Source organism: Acinetobacter populi (assembly GCF_002174125.1).
In the GTDB taxonomy this organism is placed as follows: domain Bacteria; phylum Pseudomonadota; class Gammaproteobacteria; order Pseudomonadales; family Moraxellaceae; genus Acinetobacter; species Acinetobacter populi.
This window is the reverse complement of the sequence record NZ_NEXX01000007.1, coordinates 1-19,245: the sequence shown is the minus strand read 5'-3', so window position 1 is coordinate 19,245 and position 19,245 is coordinate 1. Positions and strand designations below refer to the sequence as shown.

Here is a 19,245-nt window from a genome sequence, read left to right as displayed (position 1 = left end):
TAAATTCAAATGACGTTATTTGAAACTAATAGACGTTTGTCATCAGCAAAATTGCGTATCAAAAAATGCTAATAGCTTTCTGATTGTTGAATAATACAAATACGGTTACGCCCTTCACGTTTGGCTTGATAAAGTGCCTGGTCGGCGCGGTGAATCAAATGATCGAGGTGATAGATATCACTTAGGTTTTCGACATGAAATAAGCCAATACTCAACTCAATGGTAATATGTTGTTCATCATTAAGACGTAAAGGATGATGGGTTAAAGCATCCTGAAGTTGCAGTGCAATTAATTCGGCTTGTGCAGATGAAGTTTGATCGAGCAGAATGGCAAATTCCTCACCGCCAATTCGTCCAAATAAATCGCTGTCTCTTAATGTGCTTTGGGTCATCTGGGCAAAATGTTGTAATGCCAGATCGCCGATTTGATGGCCATAGAGATCATTAATCTTTTTGAAGTGATCAATGTCGATCATCAGCAAGGCCAGTTCATGTGATTTATTTTGTGATTTATTGAGCAAATTTTGCGCTGATTGCATAAAGTGATGTCTGGACATGGTCTTGGTCAGCGAATCATGTTCGACCAAAAAGAGTAGTTCCTTAAACAAAAAGCGCCGGTTGGTGCTCACCAGACATACCGTTAATGAGGAAATCATCAGCATTAAAAGACCAATACGGACGGACACAGTAACCGACAAATATTGATTTATCGGTACATCCGGATGTAAAAGGTTAAGATTGTAGAATAAAGCAACACAAATAATGGCATTGATAAGTGCTAAACTAAAAAAGTTATACCGTAAAGCTGCCCAGATGAGTGCGGCAATGGGAAATGCGAGTGTCCCCGGACCATCTACAATTGCAGCAAGCAGTGTGGAGAGTGCCACTAGAATAAGGGGGATAATATTGGCCCATTTAAAGATCTTGGTATTGATTGAAAAATAGAAATTTTTAAACTGTTTTAAGGTGGGAAATGCCAGAATCAACGGTAGAAATAAAACCATATTCTGCATTTCACCAGTCCACCACAAAATAAATTCATAAAATAGATAGGCACTATTCATAAAGGATTGTGGTAAGTAGGGGACGATGGAAATTGCTGCAAAAGCACCGAGCGCACTACTTATGGTGATCAGTATTAAAATATAAAAGAAAGTAAGTCCATGATTATATTGTTTATAATGTAAGTGAAAAAAACGCATTAAGAAAAGAGCAGTAACGACATTGATCAGATTGGCGAATGTTAGTCCAACTGTTAATGGGAAATTACTCCCGGTAAGCAGGTCGGCAGCGAAAAATCCAATAACTGCCCCAATAATGCTTTCAACACGCTGTAAGGAGGGAAATCGTAATAAAAGGCCTAGCAATAAAGCATTTGCAGGCCAGAAAAAGGCTAGAAACGAAGAGGGGCGTGACCAGATTCCGATCAAAGCACCAATAAAAATTGCAACGGCAATCACAACAAAACGTAGCATGACCAAAGTGAATGGTGAAATTATTCGAGAAGATCGAACAAACGTTGTCATAATCACAGAATGGTTTGGAATTTGCATAAAATTATACCAAACAAAAGTAAACTAAAATACTCGGGATAAATAATAATTTATCGGAAAATCCACTACTAAATATTGGTAAAATCCTTTTAATTAATTGAAAAATATAGAAAATAAAAGGTAATTTTGTTGATAATGTATCTTATTTGAAAAAAGGCGATAAGGTCAAAAATAAATTGCTGCGAAAGTATAAGACTTATCTCTAGAAACCTTATCTCAAAATCAGTACAATAAATAAGATTTTATTAATGTGTTTGGTGTATTTTGGGGCCAAATACACTCGATTCTTAAATATTGAATAGGCCTGCCAGGAGTCATCCCCGCATGAGTGCCATTACTCCCTACGATTGGGCTACTATAGCTTTTGTCATTGGCGTCGCATTTTTATGTGCCTTTATGTTAACTGTGCCTTTGCTACTGGGTGGAAAATCCTGGGGGCGTGCAAAACAGGACCAGTTTGAATCAGGCGTAGTAAGTGCCGGTGGTGCACGTATTCGTTTGTCTGCCAAGTTCTATCTTGTTGCAATTTTCTTCGTGGTGTTCGATTTGGAGGCACTGTATCTTTATGCATGGTCTACCTCTGTCCGCGAAGTGGGTTGGATAGGTTTTACCACGGCAGCTGTTTTTATTTTGGTGTTATTGATTGGTCTGGTCTACGAGATGAGTACCGGTGCATTAAACTGGGCACCTTCAGATCGTCGTAAGGCTGCCGGCATTAAGCCGAAAATTGGTTCACCAAATATGGATATTGCTGAGATTACACGATTTAATTCCATTGATGAGCTTGTTCAAGATCCTACAGGTAAAGTTCCTGCACAATCAGCAGTGAAACACCCTCAGGTTAAGCTTGAATCTCTCAAAAATAGTAAGGAGTAATACGGGATGAAATATACCCTTACCCGTGCGAATCCTAATGCGGATCAATATCCTCTTCAAGAGCGTCAAGTGGTTAATGACCCGCTTGAAGATGAAGTGAATAAAAATGTCTTCCTCACCAAGTTGGAAGACATTGCGCATACTGCGGTCAACTGGGGACGTAAAAACTCGGTTTGGCCATTTAACTTTGGTACCTCCTGCTGTTATGTCGAATATGCAACGACTTTGACAGGCGTGCATGATATGTCACGTTTTGGTGCAGAAGTTATTCGTGCATCGCCACGTCAGGCAGATCTGATGATTGTTGCGGGAACCTGCTTTATCAAAATGGCTCCGGTTATTCAGCGCCTTTATGAACAGATGCTGGAACCGAAATGGGTAATCTCAATGGGTGCCTGTGCAAACTCTGGCGGTATGTACGATATCTATTCCGTTGTACAGGGTGTGGATAAAATTATTCCTGTCGATGTTTATGTACCAGGCTGTCCGCCACGTCCTGAAGCATTGATTCAAGCATTGTTGCTATTACAAGACCAAATTCAGTTGGAACGTCGTCCTTTATCTGCCGTCATTGGTGATGATCTCAAGCCTGTTTACAAGCCGAAGATGATGCCTGAACGTGACCGCAAAAATGCCGAACGTATCGCAGTGAAAAACTTGCGTTCAATGGATGAAATTAAGTAATAGAGCTGACAAAAACAAAATGACTGTGCATCTGCACAGTATTGTCAGTTTAGCGAACCGAATTTTTTTAAAAATAGGAAGCCAAGCCAATGGCTGAAACTGAAATTGCTATGCCAGAAGCGGAAGTGGATACACGTCCAGCATTTGCAATTGTAGAAGAGTTAAAAACCAAGTTTGGTGAAAACTTCTACGTGCAAACGACGTTTGATAATTTCCCGACTGTCTGGGTTGAGCGTTCTCGCATACTCGAAGTTCTGATGTTTTTAAGGACAGTTCCACGTCCTTATGTGATGCTATTTGACTTGTCTGCAATGGATGAGCGCTTGCGTACACATCGTGAAGGATTGCCTGCATCAGATTTTACCGTGTTCTATCACCTGTTGTCGCTGGAACGTAATAGCGATATCCGGATCAAAGTCGCGCTGAATGAAGATGATTTGAATGTTCCGACTGCCACCAATATCTGGCCAAATGCCAACTGGTATGAACGTGAAGCGTATGACATGTTCGGTATCAAGTTCGATGGTCATCCGATGTTACGTCGTATTCTGTTGCCAACTTATTGGGAAGGTCATCCGCTACGTAAGGAATATTCTGCACGTGCGACTGAATATACTCCGTATATGCAGAATCAGGCCAAACAGGATTTTGAACAGGAACATTTACGCTTTGTACCTGAAGACTGGGGCTTAAAGCGCGGCAATAAGGATGAGGACTTTATGTTCCTGAACCTTGGGCCAAACCATCCTTCTGCACACGGGGCATTCCGTGTGATCTTGCAGCTTGATGGCGAAGAAGTGCTGGATTGTGTGCCGGATATCGGTTATCACCATCGTGGTGTGGAAAAAATGGCTGAACGTCAAACATGGCATTCATTCATTCCATATACCGACCGTGTTGATTATCTCGGTGGTGTTGCACAAAACATGCCGTATGTGATGGCTGTTGAGCAAATGGCAGGAATCACTGTGCCGGATCGTGCGCAATGTATTCGTGTCATGCTGTGTGAATTATTCCGTATCAATAACCACTTGCTTTATATCGGAACAGCAATTCAAGATACCGGTGGTATGACACCGGTATTTTATATGTTTGCCGACCGTCAGAAAATTTATGATGCGATTGAAGCGATTACTGGTTTCCGTATGCATCCGGCCTGGTTCCGTATCGGTGGCACAGCGCATGATTTGCCGAATAACTGGCAAAAGCTGATCAAGGATATTCTGGACTGGATGCCAAAACGTCTGGACGAATACCACAAAGCAGCATTGAAAAACTCCGTGTTTCAGGGACGTACCAAGAATGTGGCACAGTATGATGCCAAGTCTGCACTGGCATGGGGTGTAACAGGTACAGGTTTACGTGCTACGGGTATTGATTTTGATGTGCGCAAATATCGTCCATACAGTGGTTACGAAAATTATGATTTTGAAGTCCCTGTTGAGTATGAAGGCGATGCGTTTGCCCGTGTCATGGTGCATTTCCATGAAATTCGTGAATCATTGAAGATTGTTAAACAGTGTCTGGATCATATGCCATCAGGTCCTTATAAGGCAGATCATCCACTGGCTGTTCCACCGCCAAAAGACAAGACTTTACAGGATATTGAAACCTTGATTACGCACTTCCTGAGTGTGTCATGGGGACCTGTTATGCCTGCGGGCGAGTCGTCATTTATGGCAGAAGTGGTGAAAGGTGCAAGTACCTATTACCTGACGTCGGATAAGGCAACCATGAGTTATCGTACCCGTATCCGTACACCGACATTCACGCACTTACAGCAAATTCCTTCAGTGATTAACGGTAGTTTGGTTTCTGACTTAATCATTTATTTGGCAACCATTGACGTGGTTATGGCAGATGTGGATCGCTAGGGGTAACGTATTATGATGATTTTGACTGATAAAAAGCCTCGTGTGAATGTGGAAGGGATTTTGACCAGTGAAGAAATTCACGAGATTGATCATCACATTCACCATTATCCGGATCCACGTGCAGCGTCACTGGATGCCTTGAAATGTGTACAGCGCCGTAATGGCTGGGTTGATGATGCACAGGTGAATGCCATTGCACAACTGCTGGGTATTACTGTGGCAGATCTTGAAGGTGTGGCAACATTCTATAACCGCATCTACCGTCGTCCCGTAGGCCGTCATGTGATTTTATTGTGTGATTCTATCGCCTGCTTTCTGATGGGTGCTGAAACACTGGCAGAAGCATTCCAGCGTGAACTGGGTATCCAGTTTGGTCAGACCACTGCCGATGGACGTTTTACCTTGTTGCCAATTTGCTGTCTGGGTAATTGCGACAAAGGACCAACACTTATGATTGATGAAGATACACATGGTCTAGTTGCTGTATCTTCGGTCAAACAGTTATTGGAGAAGTATGTATGAATACTGAACCAAAACCGATTTATGGCGACGGCAATCCGGAAACGCATCCTTTAACATGGCGTTTAAGCAAACAGGATCATGTTCGCAGTGCAGATGATTATGAAGCACTGGAAGGTTATGCTGGCTTTAAAAAGGCCATTGCCATGCAACCTTCAGAAGTACTGGAAGTAGTGAAAGCTGCTACAGTCAAAGGGCGTGGTGGTGCAGGTTTCCCTGCCGGAATCAAATGGTCGTTGATGGCACCGAATGACGGTGGTCCGCGCTATTTGATCTGTAATGCCGATGAGATGGAACCTGGAACCTTTAAAGACCGCTTGTTGATGGAGCGTTTGCCACATCAATTAATTGAAGGTATGTTGATTGCAGGTTATACCCTTGAAGCGACTCAGGGCTATATCTTTATTCGCGGTGAATATATTGAAGCGGCGAAGTATTTGAATGAAGCACTGGAACAAATTCGTGCCAAAGGTTATCTCGGTGAAAATATTCTGGGAACTGGCTGGAATTTTGACTTACATGTGCATACCGGTGCAGGACGTTATATCTGTGGTGAAGAAACCGCATTGATCAACTCGCTGGAAGGGCGTCGTGCCAATCCACGGACCAAACCACCATTTCCGCAGGTTGCAGGTGCATGGGGTCGCCCAACCATCGTGAATAACGTGGAAACTTATAATAACTTGCCAGCGATTATGCTCCGTGGTCCAGAATGGTATATCGGCTTATCGGCTGGTAAATCCAAAGATCCAGGCACAAAAATCTATGGTGCTTCCGGTAAAGTCAATTTCCCGGGACTATGGGAATTGCCATTTGGTACTACCGCACGTGAAGTGATCGAAGAGCATGCCGGCGGTATGCGCGATGGTCTGAAACTTAAAGCATGGTTACCGGGTGGTGCATCGACCGACTTTCTTGCCGCAGAGCACATTGATCTGCCGATGGACTCGGAAAGTATCATGAAAGCAGGTTCACGTTTGGGGACATGCCTGCTGATGGTGGTTGATGAAACCCAGTGTATGGTTTCCGCAGTGCGTAATCTTGAAGAGTTTTTTGCACGTGAATCCTGTGGCTGGTGTACCCCATGTCGTGATGGTTTACCATGGGCAGTAAAAGCACTTAAAGCCCTCGAAAATGGTGACGGCACCATGGAAGATATACAGCATCTTCAGGAACTCACCAGAAAATTATGGATTGGTAAAACCTTCTGTGCCCATGCGCCCGGTGCAATGGAACCGTTAATGGGTGCATTAAAATATTTCCGTAGCGAGTTTGAAGCAAAAGTGACCAATCGTCCGGTTGCTCAAGCCAGCCACGTTGAACAAGTTTAAGGAATTCGACTATGGCTACAATTCATGTCGATGGAAAACAATATGAGGTCAATGGCTCAGAGAACCTGCTACAAGCATGTTTGTCTCTGGGGATTGATATTCCTTATTTTTGTTGGCACCCATCCTTAGGTTCAGTTGGTTCTTGTCGTCAATGTGCAGTCACGCAGTATGCAAATCCTGAAGACACACGCGGACGTCTGGTGATGTCATGTATGACACCAGCGGCTGACAATACCTATATTTCGATTGAAGACAAAGAAGCAGTTGATTTCCGTGCTTCGATTGTTGAATTACTAATGACCAACCATCCACACGATTGTCCAGTGTGTGAAGAGGGTGGTCATTGTCATTTACAAGATATGACAGTGATGACACAACATGATCGTCGTCGCTATCGTTTCACCAAACGTACCCATCATAATCAGGAACTGGGTTCGTTTATTGCACATGAAATGAATCGTTGTATCGCGTGCTATCGTTGTGTGCGTTACTACAAGGATTATGCTGGCGGCACCGACTTTGGTGTGTATGCCAATGCATCTCGGGTTTATTTTGGCCGTCCTGAATCAGGTACGCTGGAATCGGAATTTTCAGGCAACCTGACCGAAGTTTGTCCAACAGGTGTATTTACCGATAAAACTCATTCCGAACGTTATAACCGTAAATGGGACATGCAGTATGCGCCTAGCGTATGTCAGGGCTGTTCTTCCGGTTGTAATATTTCACCGGGTGAACGCTATGGTGAATTACGTCGTGTCGAAAACCGTTTTAATGGTGAAGTCAATCAATACTTCCTGTGTGATAAAGGACGTTTTGGTACTGGTTATGTCAACCGTACCGATCGTCCACGTCAGCCACAATTACGTGCCAATGGCAATGTGGTGACTTTATCCACTGATGAAGCACTGGATCAGGTGTTACTCAACTTAAAAGGCAAAAAAGTCCTCGGTATTGGTTCACCACGTGCCAGTCTGGAATCCAACTATGCACTTCGTGAACTGGTAGGACGTGAGCATTACTCCACTGGGATGAGTCAGAAAGAACAATCTCTGGTGGAACTGGCTGCGGACATCATGCAAAGTGAAGGGATTTATAATCCTGGTATGCGTGAAGTAGAAAGCTACGATGCGGTATTGATTCTGGGCGAAGATTTAACCCAGACTGCACCACGTATGGCATTGTCGGTACGTCAGGCAGCAAAAAACAAAGCCAAGCAAATGGCAGCGGAAAAACGCACACAGGAATGGCTGGCAGAACCGGTACAACGTATCGGACAACATGCCAAATCACCAGTGTATATTCTGGCAGCAACACAAACTCGCTTGTCTGATATTGCAGAAGCAGAAGTGGTTGCATCGCCGAATGATATTGCCCGTTTAGGTTTTGCCGTGGCTGCTGCATTAAAAGGTGAAACACTGACTGGTTTGGCTGATGATGCAAAAGCATTTGCACAAACTATGGCAGATACCTTAAAAGCTGCGAAAAAACCATTGGTGATTTCAGGCACCAGTTTACAGGATCCGGCAATCATCGAGGCAGCAGCAGCAGTTGCACAAGCCTTGGGTGAACCTGCTGGCTTAAGCCTGACTGTACCAGAAGTCAATTCAATGGGCTTGGCAATTTTCGGTGGTTTAAGTCTGGAACAGGCATTTGCACAAGATTACGACACAGTGGTGATTATCGAAAATGACCTTTTCCGTCGTTTACCTGCGGTACAAGTTAAAGCTGCGCTCAATAAAGCACAATGTGTCATTACACTGGATCACAGTGAAACCGAAACAGTAAAAGCGTCTGATTATGTCTTGTCTGCGGCCAGCTTTGCCGAAGGTGATGGTACAGTCGTGAGTCAGGAAGGTCGTGCACAACGCTTCTACCAAGTTTATGATCCTGCTTATTACAAACCTGAATATGTGATCAAGGAATCTTGGCGCTGGTTGCATGCCATTAAAACTGAACTGGATGGTCGTGAGATTTCATGGACCTTGCTGGATCATGTGATTGAAGATGTGGCGCGTTCTACACCGCAACTGGAAGCTGTACGTGAGGTTGCACCTGATGCCAATTATCGTATTCATGGTCTGAAAATTGCTCGTGAACCACGCCGTTATTCTGGTCGTACCGCAATGCGTGCACCTATTTCTGTGCATGAACCCAAACAGCCGGTTGATGTTGATTCTGCCTTGACTTTCTCTATGGAAGGTTATGTTGGTCCACAAAAAGAATCTTCACTGATTCCATTTGCATGGGCACCGGGTTGGAACTCACCACAATCCTGGAATAAATATCAGGATGAAGTTGGTGGTCACTTAAAAGGCGGTGATTCTGGCGTGCGTTTATTTGATCGTTTGCCAAAACGTCCTGCGCGTAGTTATGTGGCACCAAATGCTGTCGTTGAAAATCCGGATGTTTTCCGTCTGGTACCGATGCATCATATTTTTGCTTCAGGTGAATTTACGGTGAAAACACCTGCCATGCAATCTCGTATTCCCGAAGCTGTTTTTGCAGTTGGGGAACAGGATGCAGCACGCTTGAATTTGCAGGATGGTCAGCGTATTACAGTAAAAGCAGGTGACAGCATTGTGAACTTGCCGATTCAGGTGATTGAATACTTACCAACGGGTTATATTGGTTATCCGATTGGTCAGGCACCTACAGTATCTCTTGCCGAACCTGTAGCAATCTCAGTCGAAGCACAAGCGGTAGGAGTGTAATCATGAACGAATCTTTACGCGTTCTGCCGACTTGGGTTGCAGGCTATGAAACTGCCTTTTTGGTGATTCAGGCGATTGTGATCTTGCTGGTCGTTGTCGTGATGGCTGCGTTGATGTCATTTATCGAGCGTCGTTTGCTCGGTTTATGGCAAGACCGTTACGGTCCAAACCGTGTTGGTCCTTTCGGGATGTTCCAGATCGTTGCCGACATGTTGAAAATCATGTTTAAAGAAGACTGGACGCCTAAATTTGTTGATAAATTGACGTTCCGTTTGGCACCTGCGGTGGCGATGGCGACTGCGGTATTATCCTTTATGGTGATTCCGGTGAGTCCATCACTGGGTGTGGCAGACATGAACATTGGCCTATTGTTCTTTATGGCAATGGCTGGTATTGCTGTCTATGCAGTGTTATTTGGTGGCTGGTCTTCCAATAACAAATACGCCTTACTTGGTGGTTTACGTTCTGCGGCACAAACCATTTCTTATGAAGTCTTTTTAGGGATTTCATTAATGGGTGTGGTGGCGATTGCCGGCTCATTCAACCTGCGTGAAATTGTTGAAGCGCAGCGTGATGTCTGGTTTGTGATTCCACAATTTTTAGGTTTCCTCATCTTTGTGGTGGCTGGTGTTGCAGTAACACACCGTCATCCATTTGACCAACCGGAAGCCGAGCAGGAACTGGCAGAAGGTTATCACGTCGAATATGGTGGTATGAAATGGGGGATGTTCTTCGTTGCCGAATATGTCAACATCATCCTGATTTCTGCATTGATGACCACATTATTCTTCGGTGGATGGCTTGCGCCGTTTAATCTCGAAATTCCATTTATTCCACCAATCTTCTGGTTCGTGATCAAAACATTGTTCTTTATGATGATGTTTATCCTGGCGCGTGGTTCGTTAATTCGTCCGCGTTATGATCAGGTGATGAACTTCGGTTGGAAAATATGCTTGCCACTGGCACTTGTAAATTTACTGGTGACCGGCGCAGTTATTCTGTGGTTGAACTAAGGAGGCAGGAAGAATGATTAAAATATTAGCTTCCTTAGGGAAGGTTGTAATTGGTGCAGGAACGATTGTACGTTCTTTATGGATGGTGTTCAGCCATGCAACACGTCCGCGTGACACCATTTTATATCCGGAAGTGAAGGGTGAAGATATTGTTCCGCCACGTTATCGTGGACGAATCGTACTGACCCGTGATCCGGATGGTGAAGAGCGTTGTGTGGCCTGTAACTTATGTGCTGTGGCATGTCCGGTGGGCTGTATTTCTCTGCAAAAAGCAGAAAAAGAAGATGGTCGCTGGTATCCGGAATTTTTCCGTATCAATTTCTCACGTTGTATTTTCTGCGGAATGTGTGAAGAAGCATGTCCAACCACTGCGATTCAACTAACACCGGATTTTGAGCTGGGTGAATATGTGCGTCAGGATCTGGTGTATGAGAAAGAAAACTTACTCATTTCTGGTCCAGGTAAATATCCGGATTATAACTTTTATCGTGTAACAGGTATGGCTGTGGCAGGTAAAGAAAAAGGTCAGGCACAAAAAGAAAGTGCACCGATTGATACACGGAGCTTATTACCATGATGTGGCCATTTTACTTAATGGCTCTTGTGGCCATTATCTCTACGATTCGAGTGATTACCAACTCGAATCCTGTACATGCTCTGTTAAGTTTGATTATTTCCTTACTTGCAGTTGCGGGTATTTTCTTTATCGTGGGTGCACCGTTTGCCGGTGCACTGGAAATCATTGTTTATGCGGGTGCGATCATGGTGTTGTTCGTATTCGTGGTAATGATGCTCAACCTTGGCTCACATACGGTTGCTCAGGAAAAATCCTGGTTGACTTCTGAAACTTGGGCATATCCGGCAGCCATGAGTTTTATCATGGGATTGATTCTGGTATGGACATTGAGCCATAGCACAACCGATGCTGTGATGGGACAACAATTGATTGGTCCAAAACAGGTGGGTATCGCCCTATTTACCAAATATTTATTATTGGTAGAAGTGGCTGCATTGCTTTTACTTGCATCATTGGTGGCTGCTTACCATCTGGGGAAACGTGGCTTAGGTGATGGGCAGAGTGAAAATTATAGCGAAGACAAGAAGGAGCAAGGCTAATGGGACATATTCCTTTAGAGCATGGCTTAATCCTTGCGACGATTTTATTCGCTTTAGGATTCTGCGGTGTCATGGTGCGTCGTAATGTATTGTTCATCCTAATGAGTCTTGAAGTGATGATGAATGCGGCAGCACTGGCGTTTGTACTGGCAGGTAGTGCTTGGGGACAGGCGGATGGACAGATTATGTTTATCTTTATTCTGACGCTTGCAGCAGCAGAGGCCTGTATCGGTTTGGCGATCGTACTTCAGTTTTATCACCGCTTCCATCACTTGGATGTGGATGCAGCTAGTGAGATGCGCGGATGAGTTATTTATATTTAACAATTCTTTTTCCGCTAATTGGTTTTATCTTATTGGCGGCAGGGCGTGATAAGCTCTCTGAAAATGTAGCAGCAGTGATTGGTGTTGGGGCAGTGGGGTTGTCTGCACTGGCTGCACTGTTTGCAGGTATTGATTTTTACAATGTCAAAGCTGCTTTGCCAGCAGATTCTACGGTGCTGGGTTTTAATCAGCATTTATGGACATGGTTCAATGTTGGTGGTTTTGCACCGGCGATAGGCTTACATCTTGATGGTTTGTCATTATTGATGACCGGTATGATTACTGGTGTAGGTTTTCTGATCCATATTTTCGCATCATGGTATATGCGTGGTGAAGAAGGCTATGCGCGTTTCTTCTCTTATTTCAACCTGTTTGTGGCAAGCATGTTGGTGCTTGTACTGGGTGATAACCTTGCGTTGTTATTCCTGGGTTGGGAGGGTGTAGGTCTGTGTTCATACCTGTTGATTGGTTTTTATTATGCCAATCCTGCCAATGGTTGGGCGGCAATTAAAGCCTTCACTGTGACCCGTGTGGGTGATGTATTTTTGCTGATTGCATTATTCCTGTTGTATCAGCAGTTTGGTACCTTGGATATTCGTACCATTGTTGACCATGCATCTACAGTATTAACCGATAGCAATATTGCATTCTGGACAGCATTGATGTTGTTTCTGGGTGCTGCGGGTAAATCTGCACAAATTCCATTACAAACCTGGCTTGCCGATGCGATGGCAGGTCCGACACCAGTTTCTGCATTGATCCATGCAGCAACGATGGTCACTGCCGGGGTATATTTAACCAGCCGTTTATTCAGCGTGTTTGAAATGGCGCCTGAGATTTTACAATTTATCTCAATTGTTGGTGCGATTACATTGCTGGTTGCTGGTTTTGCGGCACTGGTACAAACCGATATCAAACGTATTTTGGCTTACTCGACCATGAGTCAGCTCGGTTATATGTTTATGGCGGTTGGTGCAGAAGCCTATCAGGCTGGTTTGTTCCATATGCTGGCACACGCATTCTTCAAGGCATTATTATTCTTGTCTTCCGGTGCGGTGATTTTGGCATGTCATCACGAGCAAAACATTCTCAAAATGGGTGGCCTGTGGAAAAAGATTCCATTTGTCTTTGCCTGTTTTGTGGTTGGTGGCGGTGCTTTGGCTGCGCTTCCATTTATTACCGTCGGGTTCTTCTCCAAAGATGCGATTCTGGGTGCGGTCTATGCCCATGCAACGATGGCCAACTTACCACTGTATAACACTTTATACTGGGTTGGTGTGATCGGTGCTTTCCTTACTTCAATTTATACCTTCCGTTTAATTTGGCTGGTATTCTTTGGTCAGGAAAAAACACATGCACATGAAATCAAGGGCGTGACCTATTGGGGACCATTGTCGATCTTACTGGTTCTTTCTACTGGCGTGGGTGGTTTATTAAAAGCACCTGTGGAAAGCTTGCTGAATTCTGCCAAAATTCCTGCATTCATTATCCCAGAAAGTCTGGAACATGCAGTACATGGTGCAGAACATCTGGCTGTCGGTATTGCTTTGGCTGGCTTGTTATTGGGTGTAGTGTTGTTTGTGTTTGCATACGGTAGCGTAAAAAATATTGCAAATACTTCATTTGGTGCGGGTATCGCACATATCTGGCGTACTGCATTCGGTTTTGATGCCTTATATGACATCGTGTTTGTAAAACCATATTTATTCATGGCACGTCTATTGGGACGTGATCCGATCGATGGTTTATGGCTTGTGCTGCCTGCGCTGGTAAAAGGTGGTCATAAATTTACGAGCTGGCGTCAAACTGGTTCATTACGTGAATACGCTTCGAGTATTGGTTTAGGGGTTGTGGTGTTATTGATCATCCTCGTCATTACTCAGGTGGGGGTATAAGATGGATAACAATTTACTTCTTCCCGCACTGATTCTTGTTCCATTTATTGCAGGGTTTTTATGCTGGATTGCAGATAAAACCAGTTCAACACTGCCAAAATGGATTGCACTGATTGGTATGCTAATTACCCTTGGTTTGTCAGTGGTATTGTGGCAAACCGGTAACTATCAATTTGTGCCACAAGGTGCTGTACCGGAATGGGCTGCACAGTTTCAGGTGCAATGGATTCCAACTTTCGGTATTAGCATTCATTTGGCTGCCGATGGTTTGTCCATGCTAATGGTTGCCTTGACTGCCTTACTCGGTGTCATGGCAGTGGGTTGCTCGTGGTCTGAAATTCAAAAGAATGAAGGTTTCTTCTTCCTGAACTTGTTATGGAGTTTGGGCGGCGTTATTGGGGTCTTCCTCGCAATCGATATGTTCCTGTTCTTCTTCTTCTGGGAGATGATGCTGGTACCGATTTACTTTTTGATTGCGCTATGGGGGCACAAGGGTTCGAATGGTCGTTCCCGTGTCTATGCTGCAACCAAGTTCTTTATCTATACTCAGGTTGCCGGTTTGATCATGCTGGTCGGTATTTTGGCACTGGTATTGATCAACTATACTCAGCAATTACAGCTAACACCTGAAACTGCACGTATTACCTTTGACTATATGGATTTGCTGGGAACACAAATTCCGCATGGTTTGGATTATGCGTTAATGCTGTGCTTCTTCATCGGTTTTGCGGTGAAACTTCCAGTATTCCCGTTACATGGCTGGTTGCCGGATGCACATGCACAGGCACCTACTGCCGGTTCTGTTGACTTGGCAGGGATTCTGATCAAGACTGCGGCCTATGGTTTAATTCGTTTTACCATTCCATTCTTCCCAGAAGCTTCGGCTGAATTTGCCAATATCGCCATTATCCTTGGCTTGATTGGTATTTTCTACGGTGCATGGTGTGCATATCAGCAAACCGATATGAAACGCCTGCTAGCCTATACCTCTATTTCACATATGGGCTTTGTATTATTGGCTATCTATGCCGGTAATATTCTGAGTTATCAGGGTCTGATGGTGATGATGCTGGCACATGGTCTGTCTTCTGCGGCATTGTTCATTATGTGCGGTCAGATTTATGAGCGTTTACATACCCGTGATATGCGTTTGATGGGTGGTATGCGTGGTCAGTTCCGTTATTTACCATTCTTCCTAATGTTCTTTGTGGCAGCCCTTGTGGGTATTCCGGGTCTAGGTAACTTTATTGGTGAATTCCTGATCCTGATGGGTGCATTCAGTATCTATCCTGTATTTACTATTATCGCTGCGGTGAGTCTGGTATTTGCCGGCTTATACGGTCTGATTCTGATTCACCGTGCTTTGTTTGGTGAACCGAATGCAGAGCAAGCCCAACATTACAGCCAACCATTGAAAGATTTGTCTGCTCGTGAAATCGGCATTTTGATGGTTGCTGTGGTGGGCTTGGTATGGTTGGGTCTGTATCCGCAAACCATACTTGATGTATCAAATTCAAGCATGGAATGGATCGTAAATAGCTATTTGCCGCAGGCTGGTACACATATTGGTACTGTGGCTGAGCCTATTGCTCATCTTAACCCTACGGAGATCCAATAAGCCATGAACTTCACAATTTCATTTTCGGAGCTATTGCCATTAGCACCTGTGATGATCGTGGCAGTGACAGCGATCATCGTCATGCTTCTGGTTGCGCTCAAACGCAACCATACGCTTGCCGCAACAGTGAGTGTGATTGGTTTAAACCTTTCTGCATTCGTGATTCTGCGTGATTTATGGGTTGGTGTAGCACCAGCAAATGTCATGGGTTTATTTACTGTAGATCCATTTGCACATATTTACATGCTGATGATTCTGGTCGCAGCACTGGCATGTTGTACACTCTCACATGCCTATATCGACAGCTATAAAGACAATAAAGAAGAACTTTATATTTTATTATTGAGTTCTGTAGCGGGTGCAATGTTAATGGTATCTAGTACCCATTATGCCTCGTTCTTTATCAGTCTGGAATTGATGTCTATTCCGGTTTATGGCATGTTGGCCTATACCTATCAGCGTGGTAAATCACTGGAATCAGGGATTAAATATCTGGTGCTGTCTGCGACTGCATCTGCCATGTTGTTAATGGGTTTTGCCTACGTCTATGCCTATACAGGCGAAATGTCCTTTACTGGTTCTGCACTCAAAATTATTGAAGTCCTGCATGAACCACTGGTGGTGATGGGGCTGGCATTGGTGTTATTTGCCTGTGCATTCAAATTGTCATTGGCACCGTTTCATAAATGGACCCCTGATGTTTATCAAGGTGCGCCAACACCGATGGCAACTTTCCTTGCCACTGTGTCAAAAGTTGCCATGCTTGGTCTGTTGTTACGCTATATCCTGACTTCCGGTACGCTGGTACTGGAAGGTATGATGACAGTATTAACAGTTATCGCAGTACTCTCTATCGTTGCTGGTAACCTGCTGGCGGTCACACAAGTCAACATTAAACGTATTCTGGCGTATTCATCCATTGCACACTTTGGTTATTTACTGGTGGCATTGGTGAGTACCGATGTATCCAGTGTTAGTACTATTACCGTATATATTGCGACCTATGTTTTGACAACAATTGGTGCTTTCGGTGCAGTGTCCTTGATGTCAAGTCCATACAATAATCTGGATGAGGCAGAAAGTCTGGCAGATTATCGCGGTCTATTCTGGCGTCGTCCAATTTTGACGGCAACTTTGACCGTGATGATGTTATCGCTTGCAGGGATTCCATTAACCGCCGGCTTTATTGCAAAATTTGTGGTGGTATTGGCTGCGGTTGCTGCAACCAACTGGTTCCTGGCTGCAATGATCATTGTCGGTAGTGGTATCGGTTTGTACTATTATCTGCGTGTGATGGTGGTGATGTATATGACAGCACCTGATGTACCACGTATTGATGCACAAGGTAACTGGGGTAAAACTGCGGGTGGAGTAATGGTCTTACTTGCAGCATTACTGGTATTGGTACTCGGTGTTTATCCGGAACCTTTATTAAACTTTGCCGAAGCTGCAAAAATTGCTGTAGTGCGATAATTTAAATCGATGTTTTACAAAACCAGCGGTGACATATCGCTGGTTTTTTTATGCTTAAAGCAATTGTCGAAGTTCCCTTGCTGTGTCTTGTAATAGTGGCAGAATATTTTCAATCAGATAGTCTTGTGTGGTACGCATACTGGGCGACACAATATTCAGCGCTGCCACCACTTTGCCAAAACGGTTATAAACCGGTACCGCCAAGGCATGTACACCAAGTTCATGTTCCTCACAGGAATAGCACCAATCCTGTTCTCGAATGTCCTCTAAGAGTGCTAAAAACTGATTATTATCGGTATGTGTGTATTTAGTTAGACGTTGAAGCGGATATTTTTCCAGCCATTCCAGAATTTCCTGTTCTGATAAATGTGCCAATAAAATTTTACCTGCCGAGGTGGCATGTGCAGGTAAGCGATTGCCCAGATGTAAACCATAAGGATTGACCCGATCTGTTTGTTGGTGAGCGGCACTTCGTGCGATGGTGATTGCTTCATAACTTTCAAGCACCATCACCGAAAAAATTTGTGATGTTTGATTGGTCAGTAGATTTAACAAGGGCTGTGAAATTTTTGGTAATTGTGCGGCACCAAGATAAGCACCGGAAAATTTTAAGACTTTGGGTGTTAAATAAAAATAATGTCCATCAGATTCTAAATAGCCCAGATATTCCAGTGTGAGCAAATGGCGTCTTGCTGCTGCACGGGTCATCCCGGTTTTTTCAGCTGCCATGGAAATATTCAATCGATGTCGATCGGTACCAAAGCTGTCTAAAATTGCCATGCCTTTACTGATTCCGGCAATAAAATCCTCATGGCGAATGGTTTTTTTATTTTCATGATTGAAGATCAATTTTTCCGTGGTCATGTATATATCCTTACTTTATCCATCCTAAGTCACCATATTAATATACGTTAAAATCAGGATAAAATGTTCGATGATTAGATTTAATTACTAATGATCGAACAAAAACCGGCATAGTGACTAGTATTTCAGAACAAAATTATAAAAAATGAGCATAACGGAATGTTAAGTAAAATACTCAGGATTAGAGATTAAAAGTTTACTAGTTGCATAGTACTGATTACTCAATTTGTATTTGCATTCCAAACAAATTTTTTGTTGTGTAATGGAGTCACCCCATGATTGATAAAAGCCAGGCTTCTCTTTCGGAAGTATTGTCCCAGATAAAAGATGGAGCAACCATCATGATAGGTGGCTTTGGCACAGCAGGACAACCCGCCGAATTGATTGATGGTTTGATCGAATTGGGTGTCAAGGATCTGGTGATCGTTAATAATAATGCCGGTAATGGCGACTATGGTCTGGCCAAACTGTTAAAAACCGGTGCAGTCCGTAAAATCATTTGTTCTTTTCCACGTCAATCCGATTCTTGGGTATTTGATGAACTCTATCATGCCGGCAAAATTGAGCTTGAGTTAGTACCGCAAGGCAATCTGGCCTGCCGTATTCAGGCTGCCGGTATGGGATTGGGTGCAGTATTTACCCCAACCGGCTTTGGTACATTATTGGCTGAAGGCAAGGAAACCCGTCATATTGATGGCAAAGACTATGTACTGGAATATCCGATCAAAGCAGACTTTGCCCTGATCAAGGCACAACAGGGTGATCGCTGGGGCAATCTGGTTTACCGTAAATCGGCACGGAATTTTGGTCCGATTATGGCGATGGCTGCTGATATTACCATTGCTCAGGTTTCAGAAGTGGTAGAACTGGGCGCACTTGATCCGGAACATATCATCACCCCGGGTATTTTTGTACAACATGTGGTGGCTGTGGGTACATCACAAGGTCAAGGAGCATAAAAATGAGCTATACCAAACTGACCCGTGATCAAATTGCTGAGCGTGTGGCACAAGATATTCCCGATGGTGCTTATGTCAATCTCGGTATTGGTTTACCAACCAAAATTGCCAGTTATTTACCGTCCGATAAAGATGTGTTTTTACATTCCGAAAATGGGTTGCTGGCTTTTGGTCCACCACCAGCCAAAGGTGAGGAAGATCCGGAATTGATCAATGCCGGAAAAGAATATGTCACCATGTTACAAGGTGGTTGTTTTTTCCATCATGGTGATTCCTTTGCCATGATGCGTGGTGGACACTTGGATATCGCAGTATTAGGTGCATTCCAGATTGCTGAAAATGGTGATCTGGCCAACTGGCATACTGGAGCCAAAGACGCCATTCCTGCGGTTGGTGGTGCCATGGATCTGGCTGTGGGGGCCAAGAAAGTGTTTAT

The 19,245-nt window shown here is 44.0% G+C and carries 17 protein-coding genes; 15 read left to right on the top strand and 2 right to left on the bottom strand.

All coding sequences use genetic code 11. The features are described from left to right. Positions 1 to 68: 68 nt before the first annotated feature. Positions 69 to 1,553 carry a GGDEF domain-containing protein gene (locus tag CAP51_RS15605; protein WP_087621692.1) on the bottom strand — a complete coding sequence of 495 codons (1,485 nt, stop codon included), beginning with the start codon at positions 1,551 to 1,553 and terminating at the stop codon, positions 69 to 71. A gap of 324 nt (positions 1,554 to 1,877) precedes the next feature. Between CAP51_RS15605 and ndhC the strand changes: the two genes are divergently transcribed. The 13 genes from ndhC to nuoN all read left to right on the top strand — a co-directional run bounded on the left by ndhC (position 1,878) and on the right by nuoN (position 16,986). Beyond that, entirely contained in the window at positions 1,878 to 2,429 is a 552-nt protein-coding gene (ndhC, locus tag CAP51_RS15600; protein ID WP_087621691.1) for an NADH-quinone oxidoreductase subunit A, read from the top strand. A gap of 6 nt (positions 2,430 to 2,435) precedes the next feature. Beyond that, the gene (locus tag CAP51_RS15595; RefSeq protein ID WP_087621690.1) at positions 2,436 to 3,113 is read left to right on the top strand and encodes a NuoB/complex I 20 kDa subunit family protein; all 678 of its coding nucleotides are present in this window, start codon (positions 2,436 to 2,438) and stop codon (positions 3,111 to 3,113) included. Between the two features lie 89 nt (positions 3,114 to 3,202). After that, positions 3,203 to 4,987 (top strand): NADH-quinone oxidoreductase subunit C/D, encoded by a 1,785-nt coding sequence (gene nuoC, locus CAP51_RS15590; RefSeq protein WP_087621689.1) that lies wholly within the window; start codon positions 3,203 to 3,205, stop codon positions 4,985 to 4,987. 12 nt (positions 4,988 to 4,999) lie between these two features. Further along, the gene (nuoE, locus tag CAP51_RS15585; RefSeq protein WP_087621688.1) at positions 5,000 to 5,509 is read left to right on the top strand and encodes an NADH-quinone oxidoreductase subunit NuoE; all 510 of its coding nucleotides are present in this window, start codon (positions 5,000 to 5,002) and stop codon (positions 5,507 to 5,509) included. Beyond that, a complete protein-coding gene (gene nuoF / locus CAP51_RS15580) occupies positions 5,506 to 6,837 on the top strand; it encodes an NADH-quinone oxidoreductase subunit NuoF (protein ID WP_087621687.1) in 1,332 nt (443 codons plus the stop codon). The genes nuoE and nuoF overlap by 4 nt, the downstream gene beginning before the upstream one ends. A gap of 11 nt (positions 6,838 to 6,848) precedes the next feature. Further along, a complete protein-coding gene (gene nuoG / locus CAP51_RS15575) occupies positions 6,849 to 9,548 on the top strand; it encodes an NADH-quinone oxidoreductase subunit NuoG (RefSeq protein ID WP_087621686.1) in 2,700 nt (899 codons plus the stop codon). Positions 9,549 to 9,550: 2 nt separating this feature from the next. Beyond that, positions 9,551 to 10,561 carry an NADH-quinone oxidoreductase subunit NuoH gene (gene nuoH, locus CAP51_RS15570; RefSeq protein WP_087621685.1) on the top strand — a complete coding sequence of 337 codons (1,011 nt, stop codon included), beginning with the start codon at positions 9,551 to 9,553 and terminating at the stop codon, positions 10,559 to 10,561. Positions 10,562 to 10,574: 13 nt separating this feature from the next. Further along, positions 10,575 to 11,138, top strand: coding sequence for an NADH-quinone oxidoreductase subunit NuoI (nuoI, locus tag CAP51_RS15565; RefSeq protein WP_087621684.1), 564 nt, complete (start codon positions 10,575 to 10,577; stop codon positions 11,136 to 11,138). Then, positions 11,138 to 11,677 carry an NADH-quinone oxidoreductase subunit J gene (gene nuoJ, locus CAP51_RS15560; RefSeq protein WP_171294816.1) on the top strand — a complete coding sequence of 180 codons (540 nt, stop codon included), beginning with the start codon at positions 11,138 to 11,140 and terminating at the stop codon, positions 11,675 to 11,677. Before nuoI ends, nuoJ begins: the two co-directional genes overlap by 1 nt. Next, positions 11,677 to 11,985: an NADH-quinone oxidoreductase subunit NuoK gene (gene nuoK, locus CAP51_RS15555; RefSeq protein ID WP_087621682.1), complete on the top strand. Its 309-nt coding sequence runs from the start codon at positions 11,677 to 11,679 to the stop codon at positions 11,983 to 11,985. The genes nuoJ and nuoK overlap by 1 nt, the downstream gene beginning before the upstream one ends. Next, on the top strand, positions 11,982 to 13,895 hold the full coding sequence (gene nuoL / locus CAP51_RS15550; protein WP_087621681.1) for an NADH-quinone oxidoreductase subunit L: 1,914 nt from the start codon (positions 11,982 to 11,984) through the stop codon (positions 13,893 to 13,895). The genes nuoK and nuoL overlap by 4 nt, the downstream gene beginning before the upstream one ends. A 1-nt stretch (position 13,896) precedes the next feature. Further along, the gene (gene nuoM / locus CAP51_RS15545; protein WP_087621680.1) at positions 13,897 to 15,513 is read left to right on the top strand and encodes an NADH-quinone oxidoreductase subunit M; all 1,617 of its coding nucleotides are present in this window, start codon (positions 13,897 to 13,899) and stop codon (positions 15,511 to 15,513) included. A gap of 3 nt (positions 15,514 to 15,516) precedes the next feature. Then, positions 15,517 to 16,986 carry an NADH-quinone oxidoreductase subunit NuoN gene (gene nuoN, locus CAP51_RS15540; RefSeq protein WP_087621679.1) on the top strand — a complete coding sequence of 490 codons (1,470 nt, stop codon included), beginning with the start codon at positions 15,517 to 15,519 and terminating at the stop codon, positions 16,984 to 16,986. Between the two features lie 54 nt (positions 16,987 to 17,040). Here nuoN and pcaU read toward each other — a convergent pair whose 3' ends face one another. Continuing rightward, on the bottom strand, positions 17,041 to 17,850 hold the full coding sequence (gene pcaU / locus CAP51_RS15535; protein WP_087621678.1) for an IclR family transcriptional regulator PcaU: 810 nt from the start codon (positions 17,848 to 17,850) through the stop codon (positions 17,041 to 17,043). A 275-nt stretch (positions 17,851 to 18,125) separates the two neighbouring features. On the opposite strand from pcaU, the gene CAP51_RS15530 reads away from it, so the two are divergent. Next, positions 18,126 to 18,809, top strand: a complete 684-nt coding sequence (locus CAP51_RS15530; protein WP_087621677.1) for a 3-oxoacid CoA-transferase subunit A — start codon at positions 18,126 to 18,128, stop codon at positions 18,807 to 18,809. 2 nt (positions 18,810 to 18,811) lie between these two features. Next, the coding region (locus tag CAP51_RS15525; protein ID WP_087621676.1) for a CoA-transferase at positions 18,812 to 19,245 on the top strand (434 nt) is incomplete at its 3' end.